The organism is Polaromonas sp., from assembly GCF_030680935.1.
GTDB lineage: Bacteria > Pseudomonadota > Gammaproteobacteria > Burkholderiales > Burkholderiaceae_C > Polaromonas.
In genome coordinates this window covers 1-15,879 of the sequence record NZ_JAUXUP010000005.1, presented here as the reverse complement: position 1 = coordinate 15,879, position 15,879 = coordinate 1, and the positions used below count along the sequence as shown (strand labels likewise).

Here is a 15,879-nt window from a genome sequence, read left to right as displayed (position 1 = left end):
CCAACGCCATAACCCTCATAGCGGACTTCTTCGTAATGCACACCTTCCAGGCTGCCGGTCGCCTTGGCAATGCCGTATTTGACGTTTTCCAGCGGCATATTGGCCGCCTTGGCTTTTTCTGCCGCCAGGCGCAGCCGCGGGATGGTGCCCATGTCGCCGCCGCCCATGCGGGCTGCCACCATGATTTCGCGCATCACCCGGGTCCAGATACGCTGGCGCTTTTCGTCCTGGCGCCCCTTGCGGTGCTGAATATTCGCCCATTTACTGTGACCAGCCACGGAAATCCTTTGGAATTGATTTAATCTACAAACAGCATTTTACTTTTCACCGAGGACATCATGGCCGAGCCTTTTCTGATTGCCAAGAACGCGACCACCCATTGTGAGCTTCTTCCAGCCCTGGCCAACCGGCATGGCCTGATCACCGGCGCCACCGGCACCGGCAAGACCGTCACCTTGCAGACTCTGGCGGAAAACTTCTCGAAAATCGGGGTGCCGGTCTTTCTGGCCGACGTCAAGGGTGACCTGGCCGGCATCAGCCAGGCCGGCAGCATGGGCGAAAAAATGGCGGGCATCCTGAAAGAACGCGGCGTTGAAAAACCCGAGCCTTTCGCCTGCCCCACCACGCTGTGGGACGTTTTTGGCGAACAGGGACATCCGGTACGCGCCACGGTGTCCGACATGGGGCCGCTGCTGCTGGGCCGCATGCTGGGTCTGAACGAGACCCAGGCCGGTGTCATCAACCTGGTGTTCAAGATTGCCGACGACGCGGGCATGTTGCTGCTGGACCTCAAGGACCTGCGTGCCATGCTGCAGCATGTGGGCGACAACGCCAGCAAGTTCACCACCGAATACGGCAATATCAGCGCCGCCAGCGTGGGCGCGATCCAGCGCGGGCTGATGCAAATCGAGACTCAGGGCGGCGACAAGTTTTTTGGCGAGCCCATGCTCAACATCAGCGACTTCATGCAGACCGACAACGGCAAGGGGGTGATCAACATCCTGGCCGCCGAGAAACTGATGAACTCGCCGCGTCTGTACGCTACCTTTCTGCTCTGGATGTTGTCCGAACTGTTTGAGCAGTTGCCCGAGATCGGCGACCCGGACAAACCCAAGCTGGTGTTTTTCTTCGATGAAGCCCACTTGCTGTTCAACGAGGCGCCCAAGGCGCTGATCGAACGTATTGAGCTGGTGGTGCGCCTGGTGCGCTCCAAAGGTGTCGGGGTTTATTTCGTCACGCAGAACCCGCTGGACATACCCGATTCGGTGCTGGCCCAGTTGGGCAACCGGGTGCAGCATGCGCTGCGCGCCTTCACCCCGCGTGACCAGAAAGCCGTCAAGGCCACGGCCCAGACCATGCGGCAAAAGCCGGGACTCGACATTGAAACCGCCATCACCGAACTCGCGGTGGGCGAGGCGCTGGTGAGTTTTCTCGACAGCAAGGGCCGGCCCAGCATCACCGAGCGGGTCTATGTGTTGCCGCCGGGCAGCCAGATCGGCCCGATCACGCCGCAGCAGCGCCAGGTACTGATCGCCGGCTCGCTGGTGGCCGGTGTGTACGAAAAGGCCATCGACAGCGAGTCAGCCTACGAAAAGCTGAAGGCGCGCACAGAGGCCGTCCAGGCCGAAAGCGCCAAGGCGGCCGAAGCCTCCGGTGGTTTCATGGGCGGACTCAGCGACGTGTTGTTCGGCTCCAAAGGCCCGCGCGGCGGCCAGCGCGACGGCATGGTGCAATCGGTGCTCAAGGCCGAAGCCCGCATGATGGCGCGCCAGGTGCTGCGGGGTGCGCTAGGCACCATCTTTGGTGGCAAAAAAAGGTAGGCAGAAACAATGCTTCTTCCCACCTACGACGATGTCACCGCTGCCGCGGGGCGCATCAAAGGACAGGCGCACCCCACCCCGGTGCTGCGCTCCCGCACCGCCAACGCGATGCTCGGTGCCGAGGTTTTTTTCAAGTGCGAGAACTTCCAGCGCATGGGCGCTTTCAAGTTTCGCGGTGGCTTCAACGCCCTCGCCCGCTTCACGCCGGAGCAAAAGAAGCGCGGCGCGCTGGCTTTTTCGTCGGGCAACCATGCGCAGGCCATCGCGCTGTCGGCACAAATTTTGGGCATTCCAGCAGTTATCTTGATGCCGCAGGATGCACCCGCCGCCAAACTGGCCGCTACACGCGGTTACGGCGCAGAAGTGATTACGTTTGACCGATTCAAGGAAGACCGCGAGGCCTTGAGCCGCCAGCTTGCCGAAGAACGCGACATGACCCTGATCCCGCCCTTTGACCACGCCGACGTGATCGCCGGCCAAGGCACGGCCGCCAAAGAGCTGTTTGAAGAAGTGGGCGAGTTGGACCACTTTTTTGTCTGCCTGGGCGGCGGCGGCTTGCTCAGCGGCAGCGCGTTGTCGGCACGCGCGCTGTCGCCCGGCTGCAAGGTGTACGGCGTGGAGCCCGAGGCCGGCAACGACGGCCAGCAGTCGCTGCGCAGCGGCAAGCGCATCAAGATAGACGTGCCGCAGACTTTGGCCGATGGCGCGCAGACCCAGCAGCTGGGTGAGCTGACGTTTGAGATCATCCGCAAGCAGGTGGACGATATTTTTACCGCCACCGATGCCCAGTTGGTGGACAGCATGCGCTTTTATGCCGAGCGCATGAAGATGCTGGTTGAGCCCACCGGCTGCCTGTCGCTGGCCGGTGCCGCAGCAAGCGGGCTGGACCTGCGCGGCACGCGCGTGGGTGTGCTGATCAGCGGCGGCAACATCGATCTGTCGCGTTTCGCACAACTGGTGACCGGCTGAACGCAGCGCGCGCTTGCCAGCCACAGGCCGGCTCTGTACATTGTTGTTTTTGAGGGCCTTCCATGTCTGCAGACCCCGTTGTTCCCGTCCGGGAAAACCCCCCGCGCCATATCCGCCTGACCTCCCACGCCGGTGGGTACGGCGCCCTCCCCATCCGTTGGGCCGCAGCCACCGCCACTGAACGCGGGCCGGTGGTCGGCACCACCACCAACCGCAGCCACCGCAACGTGATTGGCACCCACAGCGGCTCCTACAGCGTGTACCGCGCGCTGGCCGTGGCTTCGGGCGCGCTGTCGGCCAGCCACAAGGCCGATCTGACCAATACCTCGCCCACCGACATCATTGGCCCTTATCCGCAATGGAGCGAGCCGGGCCGCATTGTGGCGATGGACCCCTGGGGCGCGACCGTGGCAGACGTGTTTGCAGCCGAGCTGGCCGCCGGTTATGACATCCGCCCGACGATTGCCGTGACGCAGGCGCATGTGATCCTGCCAGAAGTGATCGAGGCCCTGCAATCGGGCCGCCTCAAGGCCGACGGCAAATACCTGACGGCTGGCGGCGCGGCCATGGTGACCAAGGTGGCGGTTGAACCGGTCTGGTATCTGCCCGAGGTCGCCAAACGTTTCAATTGCAGCGAGACCGACTTGCGCCGCGTGTTGTTTGAAGAGACCGGCGGCATGTACCCCGAACTGGTAACGCGCAGCGACCTGGAGGTGTTTTTACCGCCGATTGGCGGCCTCACCGCCTACATCTTCGGCAAGCCGCGCGATCTGGCCAACCCTGAGGTCGAGCTCACCGCCCGGGTGCATGACGAATGCAACGGCTCGGATGTCTTCGGCTCTGACATCTGCACCTGCCGCCCCTACCTGACCCACGCGATCGAGGAATGTATCCAGGGCGCGCAGCGCGGCGGCGTGGGGCTGGTGTCCTACTTCCGCAAGGAAGGCCGGGCACTCGGCGAGGTGACCAAATTTCTGGTGTACAACGCCCGCAAGCGCCAGGTCGGTGGCGACACCGCCGACCAGTACTTCAACCGCACAGAATGTGTGGCCGGCGTGCAGGACATGCGTTTTCAGGAGCTGATGCCCGACGTGCTGAACTGGCTGGGCATACGCAAGATCCACCGCCTGGTGTCCATGAGCAACATGAAATACGACGCCATCACACGCGCCGGTATCGAGGTGGTCGAGCGCGTGAACATCCCCGACCACATGATCCCGGCCGACGCCCAGGTTGAGATGGACGCCAAGATGGCCGCCGGCTACTTCACCCCCGGCGCCGTGCCGGATGCCGACGAGCTGAAAAAAGCCAAGGGGCGGGGGCTCGATGCCTGAAGCCGCCAAGCCGACTGCCCGCGCTATCAAAAAAGAAGCTGCCTACGCAGATCAGCAAAGGGCTGTAGCCGAATTATGCTCTACAGCCACGATCCGGTCGCGCGCTGCAGCCCTGCTGGCGCGCGCGCGGCGCGGTGAGTCGGCCTGGTTCACGATCAACGATGGCGCGATGGTCACCACCGCCGCATTGGTGGCAGAGCTCACACAGGCCCGCTACCCAGACCTGAAAATTCCTTACCACAGCCGCTGGCGCCATTTTGAAGTGGGCGGTGTGGACCGCCTGGCGCAACTGAACCAGGCGCTGGGCGCTGCAAGCGCGCGTGACCGGGCCCGCACACAGATTGATCTGGCGCTGGTCAGCGTGCTGCTCGATGCGGGCGCCGGCCCGGACTGGACCTACCAAGAGGCCGCTGACGGCGAGCGCCCTGCACACAGCTACAGCCGGTCGGAAGGTCTGGGCGTAGCGAGTTTTCACGCGTTCATGGCGGGGCTTTTTTCCAGCGACCCAGCCAAGCCCCTGCAAGCTGATGCCCAGAGCCTGCAGGCCGTGACCGCAGAGCAACTGGGCGCCGCGTTTCAGGTCACGCCCGGCAACCCGCTGATCGGTCTGGAGGGCCGCGCCGCGCTGCTGCGCCGCCTCGGACACGCCTTGCAGGACCAGCCCGCACTGTTCGGCCAGACGGCTCGCCCAGGCGGCCTGTTTGACCAGCTGACCCAGGCTGGAAAAAACTGCGTTGACGCGCATGCTTTGTTGTCGCTTTTGTTGACCGGTCTGGCGCCCATCTGGCCGGCCCAGAACACGCTGCACGGGGTGGCGCTTGGCGACTGCTGGCGGCATCCGGCCGCTGGTGCCGATCAGCCGGACCTCAGCGCGGGCTGGATGCCGTTTCACAAACTGTCGCAGTGGTTGACCTATTCCCTGCTGGAGCCATTTGAATGGGCTGGCGTGCGCGTCGAAGGCCTCGACGCGCTGACCGGCCTGCCCGAATACCGCAACGGCGGCCTGTTTCTGGACGCCGGGGTGTTGCAGCTCAAGGACCCGGCGCAAGCCCAGAGCCTGCATGCCGCCGGTGACGAGCTGATTGTGGAATGGCGCGCCCTGACTGTGGCCCTGCTCGATGAACTGGCGCCGCTGGTGCGCGAGCAGTTAGGATTGAGCGCCGAACAGATGCCGCTGGCCTGTGTGCTCGAGGGCGGCACCTGGGCGGCAGGCCGCGCACTGGCGCAACAATTGCACGCAGGCCAACCACCACTGAACATTGTCAGCGACGGCACCGTATTTTGATCACTGATACACACACCAACACCCCATGACCACCCCAAGCGCACCCCTGACCAGCAAAGTCCACCTGATCGACCACCCGCTGGTGCAGCACAAGCTGACCCTGATGCGGCGCAAGGACGCATCGACCAACACCTTTCGCACCCTGCTCAATGAGCTCAGCATGCTGATGGCCTATGAGGTCACGCGCGACATGCCGATGCAGACCATCGAAATTGAAACGCCGCTGGAAAAAACGCTGTCCAAGGTCATAGACGGCAAAAAGCTGGTGTTTGTCTCCATCCTGCGTGCCGGCAACGGCATTCTGGAAGGCATGCTCAGTGTGGTGCCGGGCGCCCGTGTCGGCCATGTGGGTCTGTACCGCGACCCGAAAACGCTGACCGCCGTCGAGTATTACTTCAAGATGCCGCACGACATGGAAGAGCGCGACATCGTCGTGGTAGACCCGATGCTGGCCACCGGCAACTCGGCCATTGCCGCAGTGGACCGGCTGAAAGAGCTCAAGCCCAAATCGATCAAGTTTGTCTGCCTGCTGACCTGCCCCGAAGGTATTGCCGCGCTGCAAAAAGCCCACCCTGATGTGCCTATCTATACCGCCGCGATTGACCGTGAGCTCAATGACCACGGCTACATCCTGCCCGGCCTGGGTGACGCGGGCGACCGCATCTTTGGAACAAAATAGGCCTCCAGCCCTTGCTGCAATTGCGCAAGCAGCTCCTGATTCGATAGCACTTAGCTCATGAAAATATTCGCTTTGGCCCTGCTGATGGGTCTGGGTGTGGCCTACGCCGCGCCCTACACACCCGCCAGCGACGCCGAAGTGGTGGAGCGCCTGCCCGGCCGCGCCAGCGACCCGGCCATCCGGCGTGTGGATTCGCTGCGCAAGCAGCTTTCCGCCCGCCCCGAGGACATCCCCCTGCGGCTGGAGATTGCCCGCCGCTACTTTGATCTGGCCATGGCCCAGGGTGACCCGCGTTACGTGGGCTACGCCTCGTCCGCGCTGGCACCGCTTGCGACCTCCGCCGCTGGCGATGCCGACTACTGGTTGGTGCGCGGCCTGATCCAGCAGTACAGCCACCAGTTTGAAGCCGCACTGGCCAGCCTGGCCAAAGCCGGCCAGTTAAACCCGGCATCGCCTGAACCGCTGTCCTGGCGGTCGGCCATTTACATGGTGCAGGCGCGCTACCCCGAAGCGCTGGCCGAATGCGGGCGCCTGACCCCCTTGGCCGACCCGCTGCTGGGCGCTGGTTGCAGCGCTTACGTGCAGGCCGCCACAGGCCAGTTGCAGCAGGCTTTTGAGTCGCTGACCAAAACCGCAGGCAGCGCAGCCAATACATCGCCCGAGATGCTGCTTTGGCTCAACACCCGGCTGGCAGAAATGGCCGTGCGCCTGCAGCGCAACGATGCAGCCGAAGGCCACTTTCGCAACGCACTCAAGCAAGGGGTGACAGACCAGTTTTTATTGGGTGCCTATGCGGACTTTCTGCTCGCCCGTGATCGGCCGGCCGAAGTACTGACGCTGCTGGCGGGCTGGGAGCGCTCCGACATCCTGCTGTTGCGCCTGGCGCTGGCTGGCCGTGCCGCCAAAGATACCCGCGCCGCCGGCTGGGCCACGCAACTGCGCGAGCGCTTTGATGCCGCCGCCTTGCGCGGCGACAGCTTACACGAGCAGGAAGCGGCGCGCTTTGAGCTGGACATTGAAAACCAGCCCGCCAAAGCCCTGGACCTGGCGAGCCGCAACTACCAGGACCAGAAAGAACCTCGCGACGCCGAAGTACTGATGCGCGCCGCGCTGGCCGCCAAACAGCCGCGGGCGGCCGTGCCCGCACTCGACTGGCTGCGCAACAGCAAGTATGAAGACCCAGCGTTGAAGGCCCTGGCAGACAAGCTGTCCACACCGGGAGCGGGCCGATGAAGCGCTGCCTGTTCAGCCTGATGGCACTGCTGCTGTGTGTCACGGCCTGGGCGCACAAACCCAGCGACAGCTACCTCACTCTGCGCTCCGCCGAAGGCAGCAATGACATCGCTGTGCGCTGGGATATCGCCCTGCGCGACCTCGACTACGTGCTGCAGCTGGACCGCGACGGCAATGGCGAGCTGAACTGGGGCGAAGTGCGCCAGCGCGAGGTCGACATCATCCGCCTGGCCACTGGCCGGTTGGCGCTCAGCGTTGCCGACAAACCCTGCGCCTGGGCCAGTACCGGCCCGCTGATGCTGGACAAACACAGCGACGGCAACTATGCCGTGCTCAGCCTCAGCGCGCAGTGCGAGGGGCCGCTGAGGCAGATCAAGGCGGCGTATTCGCTGTTTTTTGATGTGGACACTACGCACCGCGGTCTCGTGCAGTGGATTGCCCCGGGCAGCGCCAGCGCCCAGCCGCTTATTTTTGGCACCGAATCGGCCGAACAGTCCCTGGCACTTCAGCCTTCCGGTGTCTGGCAGACCCTGCGCCAGTACATCGTCGATGGTGTCTGGCACATCTGGATAGGGTATGACCACATCCTCTTCCTGCTGGCTTTGCTGTTGCCCGCCGTGCTGGTGCGGCGCCAGGGCCAGTGGGAGCCGGCCCCGCAACTGGGCGGCGCGGTCAAGGAGGTGTTCAAGGTCGTCACCGCCTTCACCCTGGCGCACTCCATCACCCTGAGTCTGGCCGCGCTGGAAGTGATCAGTCTGCCCTCACGTTGGGTCGAGTCGGCGATTGCCGCCTCGGTCATCGTCGCCGCCCTGAGCAACCTGCGCGGCTCGCTGGAAAACCGGCGCTGGATCATGGCTTTTGTGTTTGGCCTGATCCACGGCTTTGGTTTTGCGTCGGTGCTGGCCGACCTGGGTTTGCCGCAGGATGCACTCGTGCTGGCCCTTGTCGGGTTCAACGTCGGGGTCGAGTTGGGCCAGCTGGCGATAGTGGCGGTTTTTCTGCCGATGGCCTTCAGCCTGCGTGCCACCCGCTTCTACCAAGTGGGCGTGCTCAAGTTTGGATCGGTGGTAGTGGCCATGCTGGCCGCCTGGTGGCTGGTGCAAAGACTGTTTGAGCTGTAGCATCGCACAGCGGCTCGGTGGCACAGTGCTTGCATGCCAGAGGGAACCGGCAGTTGTATTGTCGATGGTGCTTGGGGTGGTCAATTAAACTTAACTTTCAGGAGCAAAACATGTTGAGCAGAACAATCAAAAGACGTCCTCTGATCGCGCTGGTGGCCGCGCTTGCACTGGCCAGCCCCGGCCTGGCACTGGCCCAGGCCAAGATGAAGGTGGCGGCGATTTACACCGTGCCCTTTGAGCAGCAATGGGTCAGCCGTATCCACAAGGCATTGAAAGCCGCTGAAGCGCGCGGCGAAATTGAATACAAAGCCACCGAAAACGTCGCCAATGCCGACTACGAACGCGTCATGCGCGAATACGCCACCGCCGGCAACACGCTGGTGGTCGGCGAGTCGTTTGCGGTTGAAGCCGCGGCACGCAAGGTGGCCAAAGACTTCCCCAAGGTGTCTTTTCTGATGGGCTCATCGGGCAAGCCGCAAGAACCCAACTTTGCCGTGTTTGACAACTACATCCAGGAGCCGGCCTACCTGAGCGGCATGATTGCCGGCGGCATGACCAAGACCAACAAGATAGGCATGGTCGGTGGCTTCCCGATTCCTGAAGTCAACCGCCTGATGAACGCCTTCATGGCCGGCGCCAAAGAAACCAACCCCAAGGTCGAGTTCACGGTGAGTTTTATCAACAGCTGGTTTGACCCGCCAAAAGCCAAGGAAGCCGCCTTTGCCATGATCGACAAGGGCGCCGACGTGATGTATGCCGAGCGTTTTGGCGTCAGCGACGCCGCCAAGGAAAAAGGCAAACTGGCCATTGGCAATGTCATCAACACCCAGGACAAATACCCTGAGACCGTGGTGTCATCGGCCCTGTGGAACATGGAGCCCACCATAGACCGCGCGCTCAAGCTGGCGAAAGATGCCAAGTTCAAGGCCGAAGACTACGGCCAGTATTCGATGATGAAGTACAAGGGCTCCGAACTGGCGCCACTGGGTACCTTCGAAAAGAAAATCCCCGCCGACATCGTCGCGAAGATGAAGGCCAAGGAAAAAGCCATTCTTGACGGCAAGTTCACCGTCAAGGTGGATGACGGCCAGCCCAAGTCCACGGCTAAGTGATGCCCCGTGCCCCGGGCTACCCTGTCAGCCTCGGCAGCGGGGAAGCCCGCCTTGGGTCGTGCCTGGGGTGGCGGAACGCCAGCGTGAACCCAACGGTGGCATCCACGGTGCCGGCTTTACGCAGGGGCGTGCCACTGGCGCCCCATGACGCCGTTCTCCGCCGCCAGCCAGTCACGCACCGGTTGTGGCAGTTCTGCGCACGGCAGTACGATGCCCATCGCGGCATACGACTGCTGGTTCGGCACCAGCCCTTGCCGCGATACCGCCGCGCCTTTCATATAGCCAGCGGCGCAGACCTTGCCACGACTGACGAATTCAAACCTCATGTAATTCCAGTGGTTGTCGCTGCCGTCGACCCGGAAGCGCAGGGTGTACTGCTCGAACGGCGAGAGTCCGCGGCGATAGGTCACGAACGATCCCCCCGCCATCGGACGCCAGCCTTGGCGCAGCATCACCTTGGCAAAGCCGACCCGCACGAAGTACTCCACCAGCATCAGATCGATCAGGGTGAGATACCGGCCGTTGTTCATGTGCCCATTGACATCGAGGTCGTTGGGCAGAACGCGCATGCGGCGCTCCAGGGTGTCCCCCAGCGCCAGCGCGGGCAGTCGCCAGGCACGCAGCAGGGTCCAGATCAAACGCAGGTAAAGGTTCATGATGGCCTACAATAAAGTTCAGGATTGAACAGTATAGTTCATTATTGAACCGTTTACATTCCATGCCTGTCGCACCTCCACCGCACTCTGCCTCGCCCGATTTGGCCAACATGCGCCGCGCCTGGCTGTCGGTGGTGCGAACATTCAACCTGTGTTCGGCCGCGCTGACAGCCCGTCTTACGCCGCTCGGCCTGCACCTGAGCGAGCATGAGGTCCTGGTCATCCTGGCCCACACCCCGCACATCACGCAGCAGGCCCTGGCGTCACGCTGCTTCGTGGCCAAGAGCGGCATCAGCATGCTGCTCAAGCGCATGGAGGCACAAGGCCTGGTGGCGCGCGAGCCGGACGAGAAGGACGGCCGCATCAAGCGCTTGGTGCTCACCGCCGCCGGATCGGAACTGGCGACCCACGTGCTGGCCATCCAGACCGAGGTGCTGACAGCGATGGCGGACGGCGTGCAGGCGGACGAGGCGGCGCAGATCATCCAGTTGATGGAACGGATAAGCGCGCAATTGACGGCGCTCGACCCATGAAACGCCTGCGCACCCCCAGCCCGCACCGTCGTGGCCCGGCCCGGCAGCTCGGCACGGGCGCCCGCCTGATCCCGCACGGCCGCCGTGTCTGACACCGTCCTGCAACTGACCGGCATCACCAAACGCTTCGGCGCGCTGGTGGCCAATGACAACATCTCACTCGACTTGCATGCGGGCGAGGTGCTGGCGCTGCTCGGTGAAAACGGCGCCGGCAAGTCCACGCTGGTGTCCATTCTGTTCGGCCATTACAGCGCCGACGCGGGACAGATTGAAGTATTCGACCGGCCGCTGCCGCCTGGCAACCCGCGGGCTGCGCTTGCAGCCGGTATCGGCATGGTGCACCAGCACTTCACGCTGGCCGACAACCTCAGCGTGCTCGACAACGTGATGATGGGCAGCGAGCCGCTGTGGTGGCCCTTCTCGCGGCGCGGCGCCGCGCGCGACAAGCTGCTGGCCGTGGCGCAGCGTTTCGGCCTGCCGGTGGTGCCAGACGCGAAAGTCGGCAGCCTCTCCGTCGGAGAACGCCAGCGCGTGGAAATCCTCAAGGCGCTTTACCGTGGCGCACGCATCCTGATTCTTGATGAACCGACCGCCGTGCTGACACCGCAGGAAAGCGAGGCGCTGTTCGACACGCTGGGCCAGATGGTGGCGCAGGGCCTGTCCATCATTTTCATCAGCCACAAACTCGGCGAGGTGCTGCGCGTCTCGCATCGCGTGGCGGTGCTGCGCGGCGGCAAGCTGGTGGCCGAGGCGCCTGCTGCGGGCACCAGCCAGGCGCAGCTCGCGCAGTGGATGGTCGGCCACACCGTCAGTGCCACGCAGCGCCGTCCGGCCCGCGCCACCGGCCAGCCGGTCTGCACGCTGGACGCCGTATCCACCACCGGTGGCGGTCATGACCGCCTCCATGGTGTGACGCTGGAACTCAGGGCCGGCGAGATCGTCGCAGTTGCCGGTGTTTCGGGCAACGGCCAACTCGCGCTGGCCGATCTGCTGTGCGGCACCCGCGCCGCCAGCCAGGGCAAAGTGAGTTTTCTCGGCAAACCGATGCCCGCCTCACCGGCCCGGCTGGTCAGCCAGGGAGTGGCGCGCATCCCCGAAGACCGCCACGCCGTCGGTGTGGTCGGCGACCTCAGCGTCTGGGAAAACGCCGTGTCCGAGCGCCTGCGCAGCCCGGCGTTTTCGCGCGCGCTGTGGGTCAGACGCGGCGCCGCGCAAGCCCATTCGGCCCGTATCGTGCGCGAGTTCGACGTGCGCGGCGGGGGGCCTCAATCAGCCGCGCGCTCGCTATCGGGCGGCAACATGCAGAAACTGATCCTCGGCCGCGCGCTGGTGGCTCCAGATCCGGCAGACGGCGCTGCAGCCAAACTCATCATTGCCCACCAGCCGACCTGGGGCCTGGACATTGGTGCGGTGGCTTATGTGCAGCAGCAGCTGATCGCCGCCCGCGATGCGGGCGCTGCGGTGCTGGTGATTTCAGACGACCTCGACGAGGTGCTGGCACTCGGCGATCGGGTCGCCGTCATGCATGCCGGGCAGATGACCGACGCGCGGCCCGCCGAAGCCTGGACGCGCGAAAGTGTCGGTCTGGCGATGGCTGGGGTGACCGGGGTAGAGGCGCATCCAGCATGAGGCTTGAGAAAAGAGCCCAGACATCGAAGCTGGCGCTGGTCATCGCACCGGTCTGCGCCATTGCCTTCACATTGCTCATCAGCGGCCTGTTGGTGCTCTGGGCCGGTGCGCCGCTGGGCCAGACCTACGGCCTGCTGTTCAAGGGTGGTTTCGGCTCGGTGTTTGCGCTCAGTGAAACCCTGACCCGCGCCATCCCGTTGATACTCACCGGCCTGGCTGCCACCGTGGCCTTCAAGGCGCGGCTCTTCAACATCGGCGCCGAGGGCCAGTTGTACGCTGGCGCACTGGCCGCTGTGGCGGTGGGCGGCATGCACGGCGGCACCGGGTTCGATGTGCCGATGTGGCTGCTGTTCGGGCTGATGATGCTGGCTGCGGCGCTGGCCGGCGCGCTGCTGCTGCTGGGCCCGGCGCTGCTGAAGGCGCGGCTGGGCGTGGACGAAGTAGTAACGACCCTGCTGCTCAACTTCATCATGCTGCTGTTCGTCTCGATGATGCTTGACGGCCCGATGAAAGACCCGACCGCCATGGGCTGGCCGCAAAGCGTGGCGCTGATCGGAGAGCTGGAACTCTCCAAACTGGTGGCGCAGACGCGCATTCACACCGGCCTGCTCTGGGCCATCACGCTGGCAGTGGCGATGTGGGCCTTGCTGAAATACACGGTGCCGGGTTTTGACATCCGCGCCACTGGCGCCAACGCCAAGGCCGCCGCCTTTGCCGGCGTGCCGGTCACACGCACCGTGGTGCTGGTCGCCCTGCTCTCGGGCGGCCTGGCCGGGCTGGCCGGCGCCATCGAGGTGGCGGGCCGCACCAGCTACGTCACGCTCGACATGTCACCGGGTTATGGTTACACCGGCATCGTGATTGCCATGCTGGCCGCGCTCAATCCACTGGGTGTGGTGGCGGCTGCGGTGTTTGTGGCGGGCGTGCTGGTCGGCGCCGACAGCATGAGCCGGGCTGTCGGTGTGCCGACCTACATTGCCGATGTGATCGTGGCGGCTTCGTTGATATCTGTGCTGGTGGCGACGCTGATGACGCAGTACCGGGTGGTACGGGGGATCAAGGCATGAGCCTGGCACCTGCCCTCACCTTCCGATTTGTCATCACGGACTTGATCCGGGAGCCATGTGGGCCCGCCCTCACCCCGGGCCTGCTGACCTGGAATACCCAGTCCCGTCCATGGGCTGCCAGGAGCTTACAGGGGCTTCGCGTCAGAAATTCACAACAAAAACCGCCTCCAGCCCATATCCACTGTGCGCAAGCAGCTATTTATTTAATAGCAAACTGGAGCAGTCCGTCATGATGGAACTGCTGGACGTTCTCACCGCCCCAGCCTTCTGGACTGCCGTCCTGCGCATCGCCACACCGCTGATCCTCGGCACGCTGGGCGTGTTGCTGTGTGAACGCGCCGGCGTGCTGAACCTCGGCATCGAAGGCATCATGGTCGCGGGCGCCTTCAGCGGCTGGCTGGCGGTGTACCTGGGTTTGCCGCTGTGGGGTGGCGTCGCAGTCGCGGCCTTGACCGGCGCCGTGTTCGGCCTGTTGCACGCCTTTCTCACGGTGGGGCTGGCACTGTCGCAGCATGTGTCGGGGCTGGGCATCACACTGCTGGCGACTTCGCTCAGTTACTACGGCTACCGCGTGACGTTTCCGAAAGTGGACACGCCGCCCACTGTCACGCCGTTTGCGCCCATGGCCTGGCTGGACGGCACCGGCCTGACCGCGCTGGCAGCGCAGACGCCCATGACACTGCTGGCGCTGCTGCTGGTGCCCGTGATGGCCTGGCTGCTGTACCGCACGCCGGCCGGACTGGCGATCCGCATGGTGGGCGAGAACCCGCAGGCCGCCGAAGGCCAGGGCGTCTCGGTCGCGGCCACCCGCACGGCCGCCATCGTCGCTGGTTCGGCGCTGATGGGTGTGGCTGGCGCCTTCCTCACGCTGTCGGCCTTCAACGCCTTCTTCTTCAACATGGTCAACGGCCGCGGCTGGGTCTGCGTGGCGCTGGTGGTGTTTGCCTCCTGGCGGCCCGGCAAGGCGCTGCTGGGCGCGCTGCTGTTTGCGTTTTTTGATGCGCTGCAGCTGCGCCTGCAAACCGCTGGCATCGTGAATGTGCCCTACCAGCTGTACCTGATGCTGCCGTATGTGTTGTCCATCCTGGCGTTGGTGCTGGTGGCACGCAAGGCGGCGTATCCTCAGGCGCTGATGAAACCTTACCGCAAGGGAGAACGCTGATGCGCAGCCGCCCACAGCACAAAGACGACCCGGCTTTCCTGGATGAAAAGACCGCACGCAAACTGGCGGAGCGGCAGGTCTTGCTGGATGCGCTGAATGACCGCCTTGAAACGGAGGCCATCGAATGGACCACCGACAGCGCCATCACACCCTTGCAGAATCAAGCTGAAAGTCTCCAGAAATGATCGATCTCCTGATCACCAACGCCACCCTGCCCGATGGCCGTACCGGCATGTCGATTGCCGTGAAAAACGGCAAGATCACCGAGGTCACCGAAGGAGCTATCGCCGGTGCGCAGGCGGCCGAGACCGTGGATGCCGGCAGCTACCTGCTGAGCCCGCATTTTGTGGACCCGCACTTTCACATGGACGCCACCCTCAGTTACGGCCTGCCGCGTATCAATGAAAGCGGCACGCTGCTGGAAGGTATCGCGGTGTGGGGCGAGCTCAAACCCATGCTCAAGGCCGAGGCCTTGATAGAACGCGCCCTGAACTACTGCGACTGGGCCGTCGCCAAGGGCCTGCTGGCCATCCGCAGCCATGTGGACACCAGCGATGCCAGCCTGCTGCCGGTTGAGGCGATGCTGGAGGTCAAGAAACAGGTAGCCCCGTACATCGACCTGCAGCTCGTCGCTTTTCCGCAGGACGGCGTGTTGCGCAGCAAAGGCGGTGTCGAGAATTTGAAACGCGCGCTGGACAAAGGTGTGGACGTGGTCGGCGGCATTCCCCACTTTGAACGCACCATGGGTGAAGGCGCCGCCAGCGTCAAACTGCTGTGCGAGATCGCCGCCGAGCGCGGGCTGCTGACCGACATGCACTGCGACGAGTCCGACGACCCGCTGAGCCGTCACATCGAAACCCTGGCGTTCGAGACCCAGCGCCTTGGGCTGCAGGGCCGCGTCAACGGCAGCAATAGCACGTCCATGCACAGCATGGACAACTACTACGTGAGCAAGCTGCTGCCGTTGATTGCCGAAAGCGGCGTCAGCGTGATTGCCAACCCGCTGATCAACATCACCCTGCAAGGCCGCCACGACAGCTACCCGAAACGCCGCGGCATGACCCGCGTGCCCGAACTCATGGCCGCAGGCGTCAACGTCGCGTTCGGCCACGACTGCGTGATGGACCCCTGGTACGGCCTGGGCAGCGGCGACATGCTGGAAGTGGCGCACATGGGTTTGCATGTGGCGCAGATGACCAGCCAGAGAGGCATTCGTGACTGCTTTGACGCGGTGACGGTGAATGCGGCGAAGGTGATGCACCTCGAAAACTATGGCATC

15 protein-coding genes and 1 pseudogene are annotated in these 15,879 nt (G+C 63.9%); 14 read left to right on the top strand and 2 right to left on the bottom strand.

Features of this window, described 5'->3' with window-relative positions:
- Positions 1–278 (bottom strand): annotated as a pseudogene (locus tag Q8L50_RS01360) (YebC/PmpR family DNA-binding transcriptional regulator); the annotation flags it as partial.
- Between the two features lie 60 nt (positions 279–338).
- Between Q8L50_RS01360 and Q8L50_RS01355 the strand changes: the two are divergent.
- The 8 genes from Q8L50_RS01355 to Q8L50_RS01320 all read left to right on the top strand — a co-directional run bounded on the left by Q8L50_RS01355 (position 339) and on the right by Q8L50_RS01320 (position 9,553).
- Positions 339–1,820, top strand: a complete 1,482-nt coding sequence (locus tag Q8L50_RS01355) for a helicase HerA-like domain-containing protein (RefSeq protein ID WP_305346852.1) — start codon at positions 339–341, stop codon at positions 1,818–1,820.
- Between the two features lie 9 nt (positions 1,821–1,829).
- Complete coding sequence (locus Q8L50_RS01350; RefSeq protein ID WP_305346851.1) at positions 1,830–2,789, top strand: threo-3-hydroxy-L-aspartate ammonia-lyase; 960 nt, start codon at positions 1,830–1,832, stop codon at positions 2,787–2,789.
- Positions 2,790–2,851: 62 nt separating this feature from the next.
- Positions 2,852–4,123 carry a GTP cyclohydrolase II gene (locus tag Q8L50_RS01345; RefSeq protein WP_305346850.1) on the top strand — a complete coding sequence of 424 codons (1,272 nt, stop codon included), beginning with the start codon at positions 2,852–2,854 and terminating at the stop codon, positions 4,121–4,123.
- A complete protein-coding gene (locus Q8L50_RS01340) occupies positions 4,116–5,408 on the top strand; it encodes a URC4/urg3 family protein (RefSeq protein WP_305346849.1) in 1,293 nt (430 codons plus the stop codon). Before Q8L50_RS01345 ends, Q8L50_RS01340 begins: the two co-directional genes overlap by 8 nt.
- Before the next feature lie 25 nt (positions 5,409–5,433).
- Positions 5,434–6,087, top strand: coding sequence for a uracil phosphoribosyltransferase (upp, locus tag Q8L50_RS01335; protein WP_305346848.1), 654 nt, complete (start codon positions 5,434–5,436; stop codon positions 6,085–6,087).
- A 57-nt stretch (positions 6,088–6,144) separates the two neighbouring features.
- Positions 6,145–7,320 (top strand): hypothetical protein, encoded by a 1,176-nt coding sequence (locus Q8L50_RS01330; RefSeq protein WP_305346847.1) that lies wholly within the window; start codon positions 6,145–6,147, stop codon positions 7,318–7,320.
- Positions 7,317–8,441 (top strand): HupE/UreJ family protein, encoded by a 1,125-nt coding sequence (locus Q8L50_RS01325; protein WP_305346846.1) that lies wholly within the window; start codon positions 7,317–7,319, stop codon positions 8,439–8,441. Before Q8L50_RS01330 ends, Q8L50_RS01325 begins: the two co-directional genes overlap by 4 nt.
- A 110-nt stretch (positions 8,442–8,551) precedes the next feature.
- On the top strand, positions 8,552–9,553 hold the full coding sequence (locus tag Q8L50_RS01320) for a BMP family protein (RefSeq protein ID WP_305346845.1): 1,002 nt from the start codon (positions 8,552–8,554) through the stop codon (positions 9,551–9,553).
- A 116-nt stretch (positions 9,554–9,669) separates the two neighbouring features.
- Here Q8L50_RS01320 and Q8L50_RS01315 read toward each other — a convergent pair whose 3' ends face one another.
- On the bottom strand, positions 9,670–10,209 hold the full coding sequence (locus tag Q8L50_RS01315; protein WP_305346844.1) for a thioesterase family protein: 540 nt from the start codon (positions 10,207–10,209) through the stop codon (positions 9,670–9,672).
- 110 nt (positions 10,210–10,319) lie between these two features.
- On the opposite strand from Q8L50_RS01315, the gene Q8L50_RS01310 reads away from it, so the two are divergent.
- From Q8L50_RS01310 to Q8L50_RS01285, 6 genes are all read left to right on the top strand, one after another.
- Positions 10,320–10,742, top strand: a complete 423-nt coding sequence (locus tag Q8L50_RS01310) for a MarR family winged helix-turn-helix transcriptional regulator (protein ID WP_305346843.1) — start codon at positions 10,320–10,322, stop codon at positions 10,740–10,742.
- An 84-nt stretch (positions 10,743–10,826) separates the two neighbouring features.
- The gene (locus Q8L50_RS01305) at positions 10,827–12,371 is read left to right on the top strand and encodes an ABC transporter ATP-binding protein (RefSeq protein ID WP_305346842.1); all 1,545 of its coding nucleotides are present in this window, start codon (positions 10,827–10,829) and stop codon (positions 12,369–12,371) included.
- Positions 12,368–13,438 (top strand): ABC transporter permease, encoded by a 1,071-nt coding sequence (locus Q8L50_RS01300; RefSeq protein ID WP_305346841.1) that lies wholly within the window; start codon positions 12,368–12,370, stop codon positions 13,436–13,438. Before Q8L50_RS01305 ends, Q8L50_RS01300 begins: the two co-directional genes overlap by 4 nt.
- A 229-nt stretch (positions 13,439–13,667) precedes the next feature.
- Positions 13,668–14,600 (top strand): ABC transporter permease, encoded by a 933-nt coding sequence (locus Q8L50_RS01295; RefSeq protein WP_305346840.1) that lies wholly within the window; start codon positions 13,668–13,670, stop codon positions 14,598–14,600.
- Positions 14,600–14,785, top strand: a complete 186-nt coding sequence (locus tag Q8L50_RS01290) for a hypothetical protein (protein WP_305346839.1) — start codon at positions 14,600–14,602, stop codon at positions 14,783–14,785. Before Q8L50_RS01295 ends, Q8L50_RS01290 begins: the two co-directional genes overlap by 1 nt.
- Positions 14,782–15,879: amidohydrolase family protein (locus tag Q8L50_RS01285; RefSeq protein ID WP_305346838.1), on the top strand; the 1,098-nt coding region annotated here is incomplete at its 3' end. The genes Q8L50_RS01290 and Q8L50_RS01285, both read left to right, overlap by 4 nt.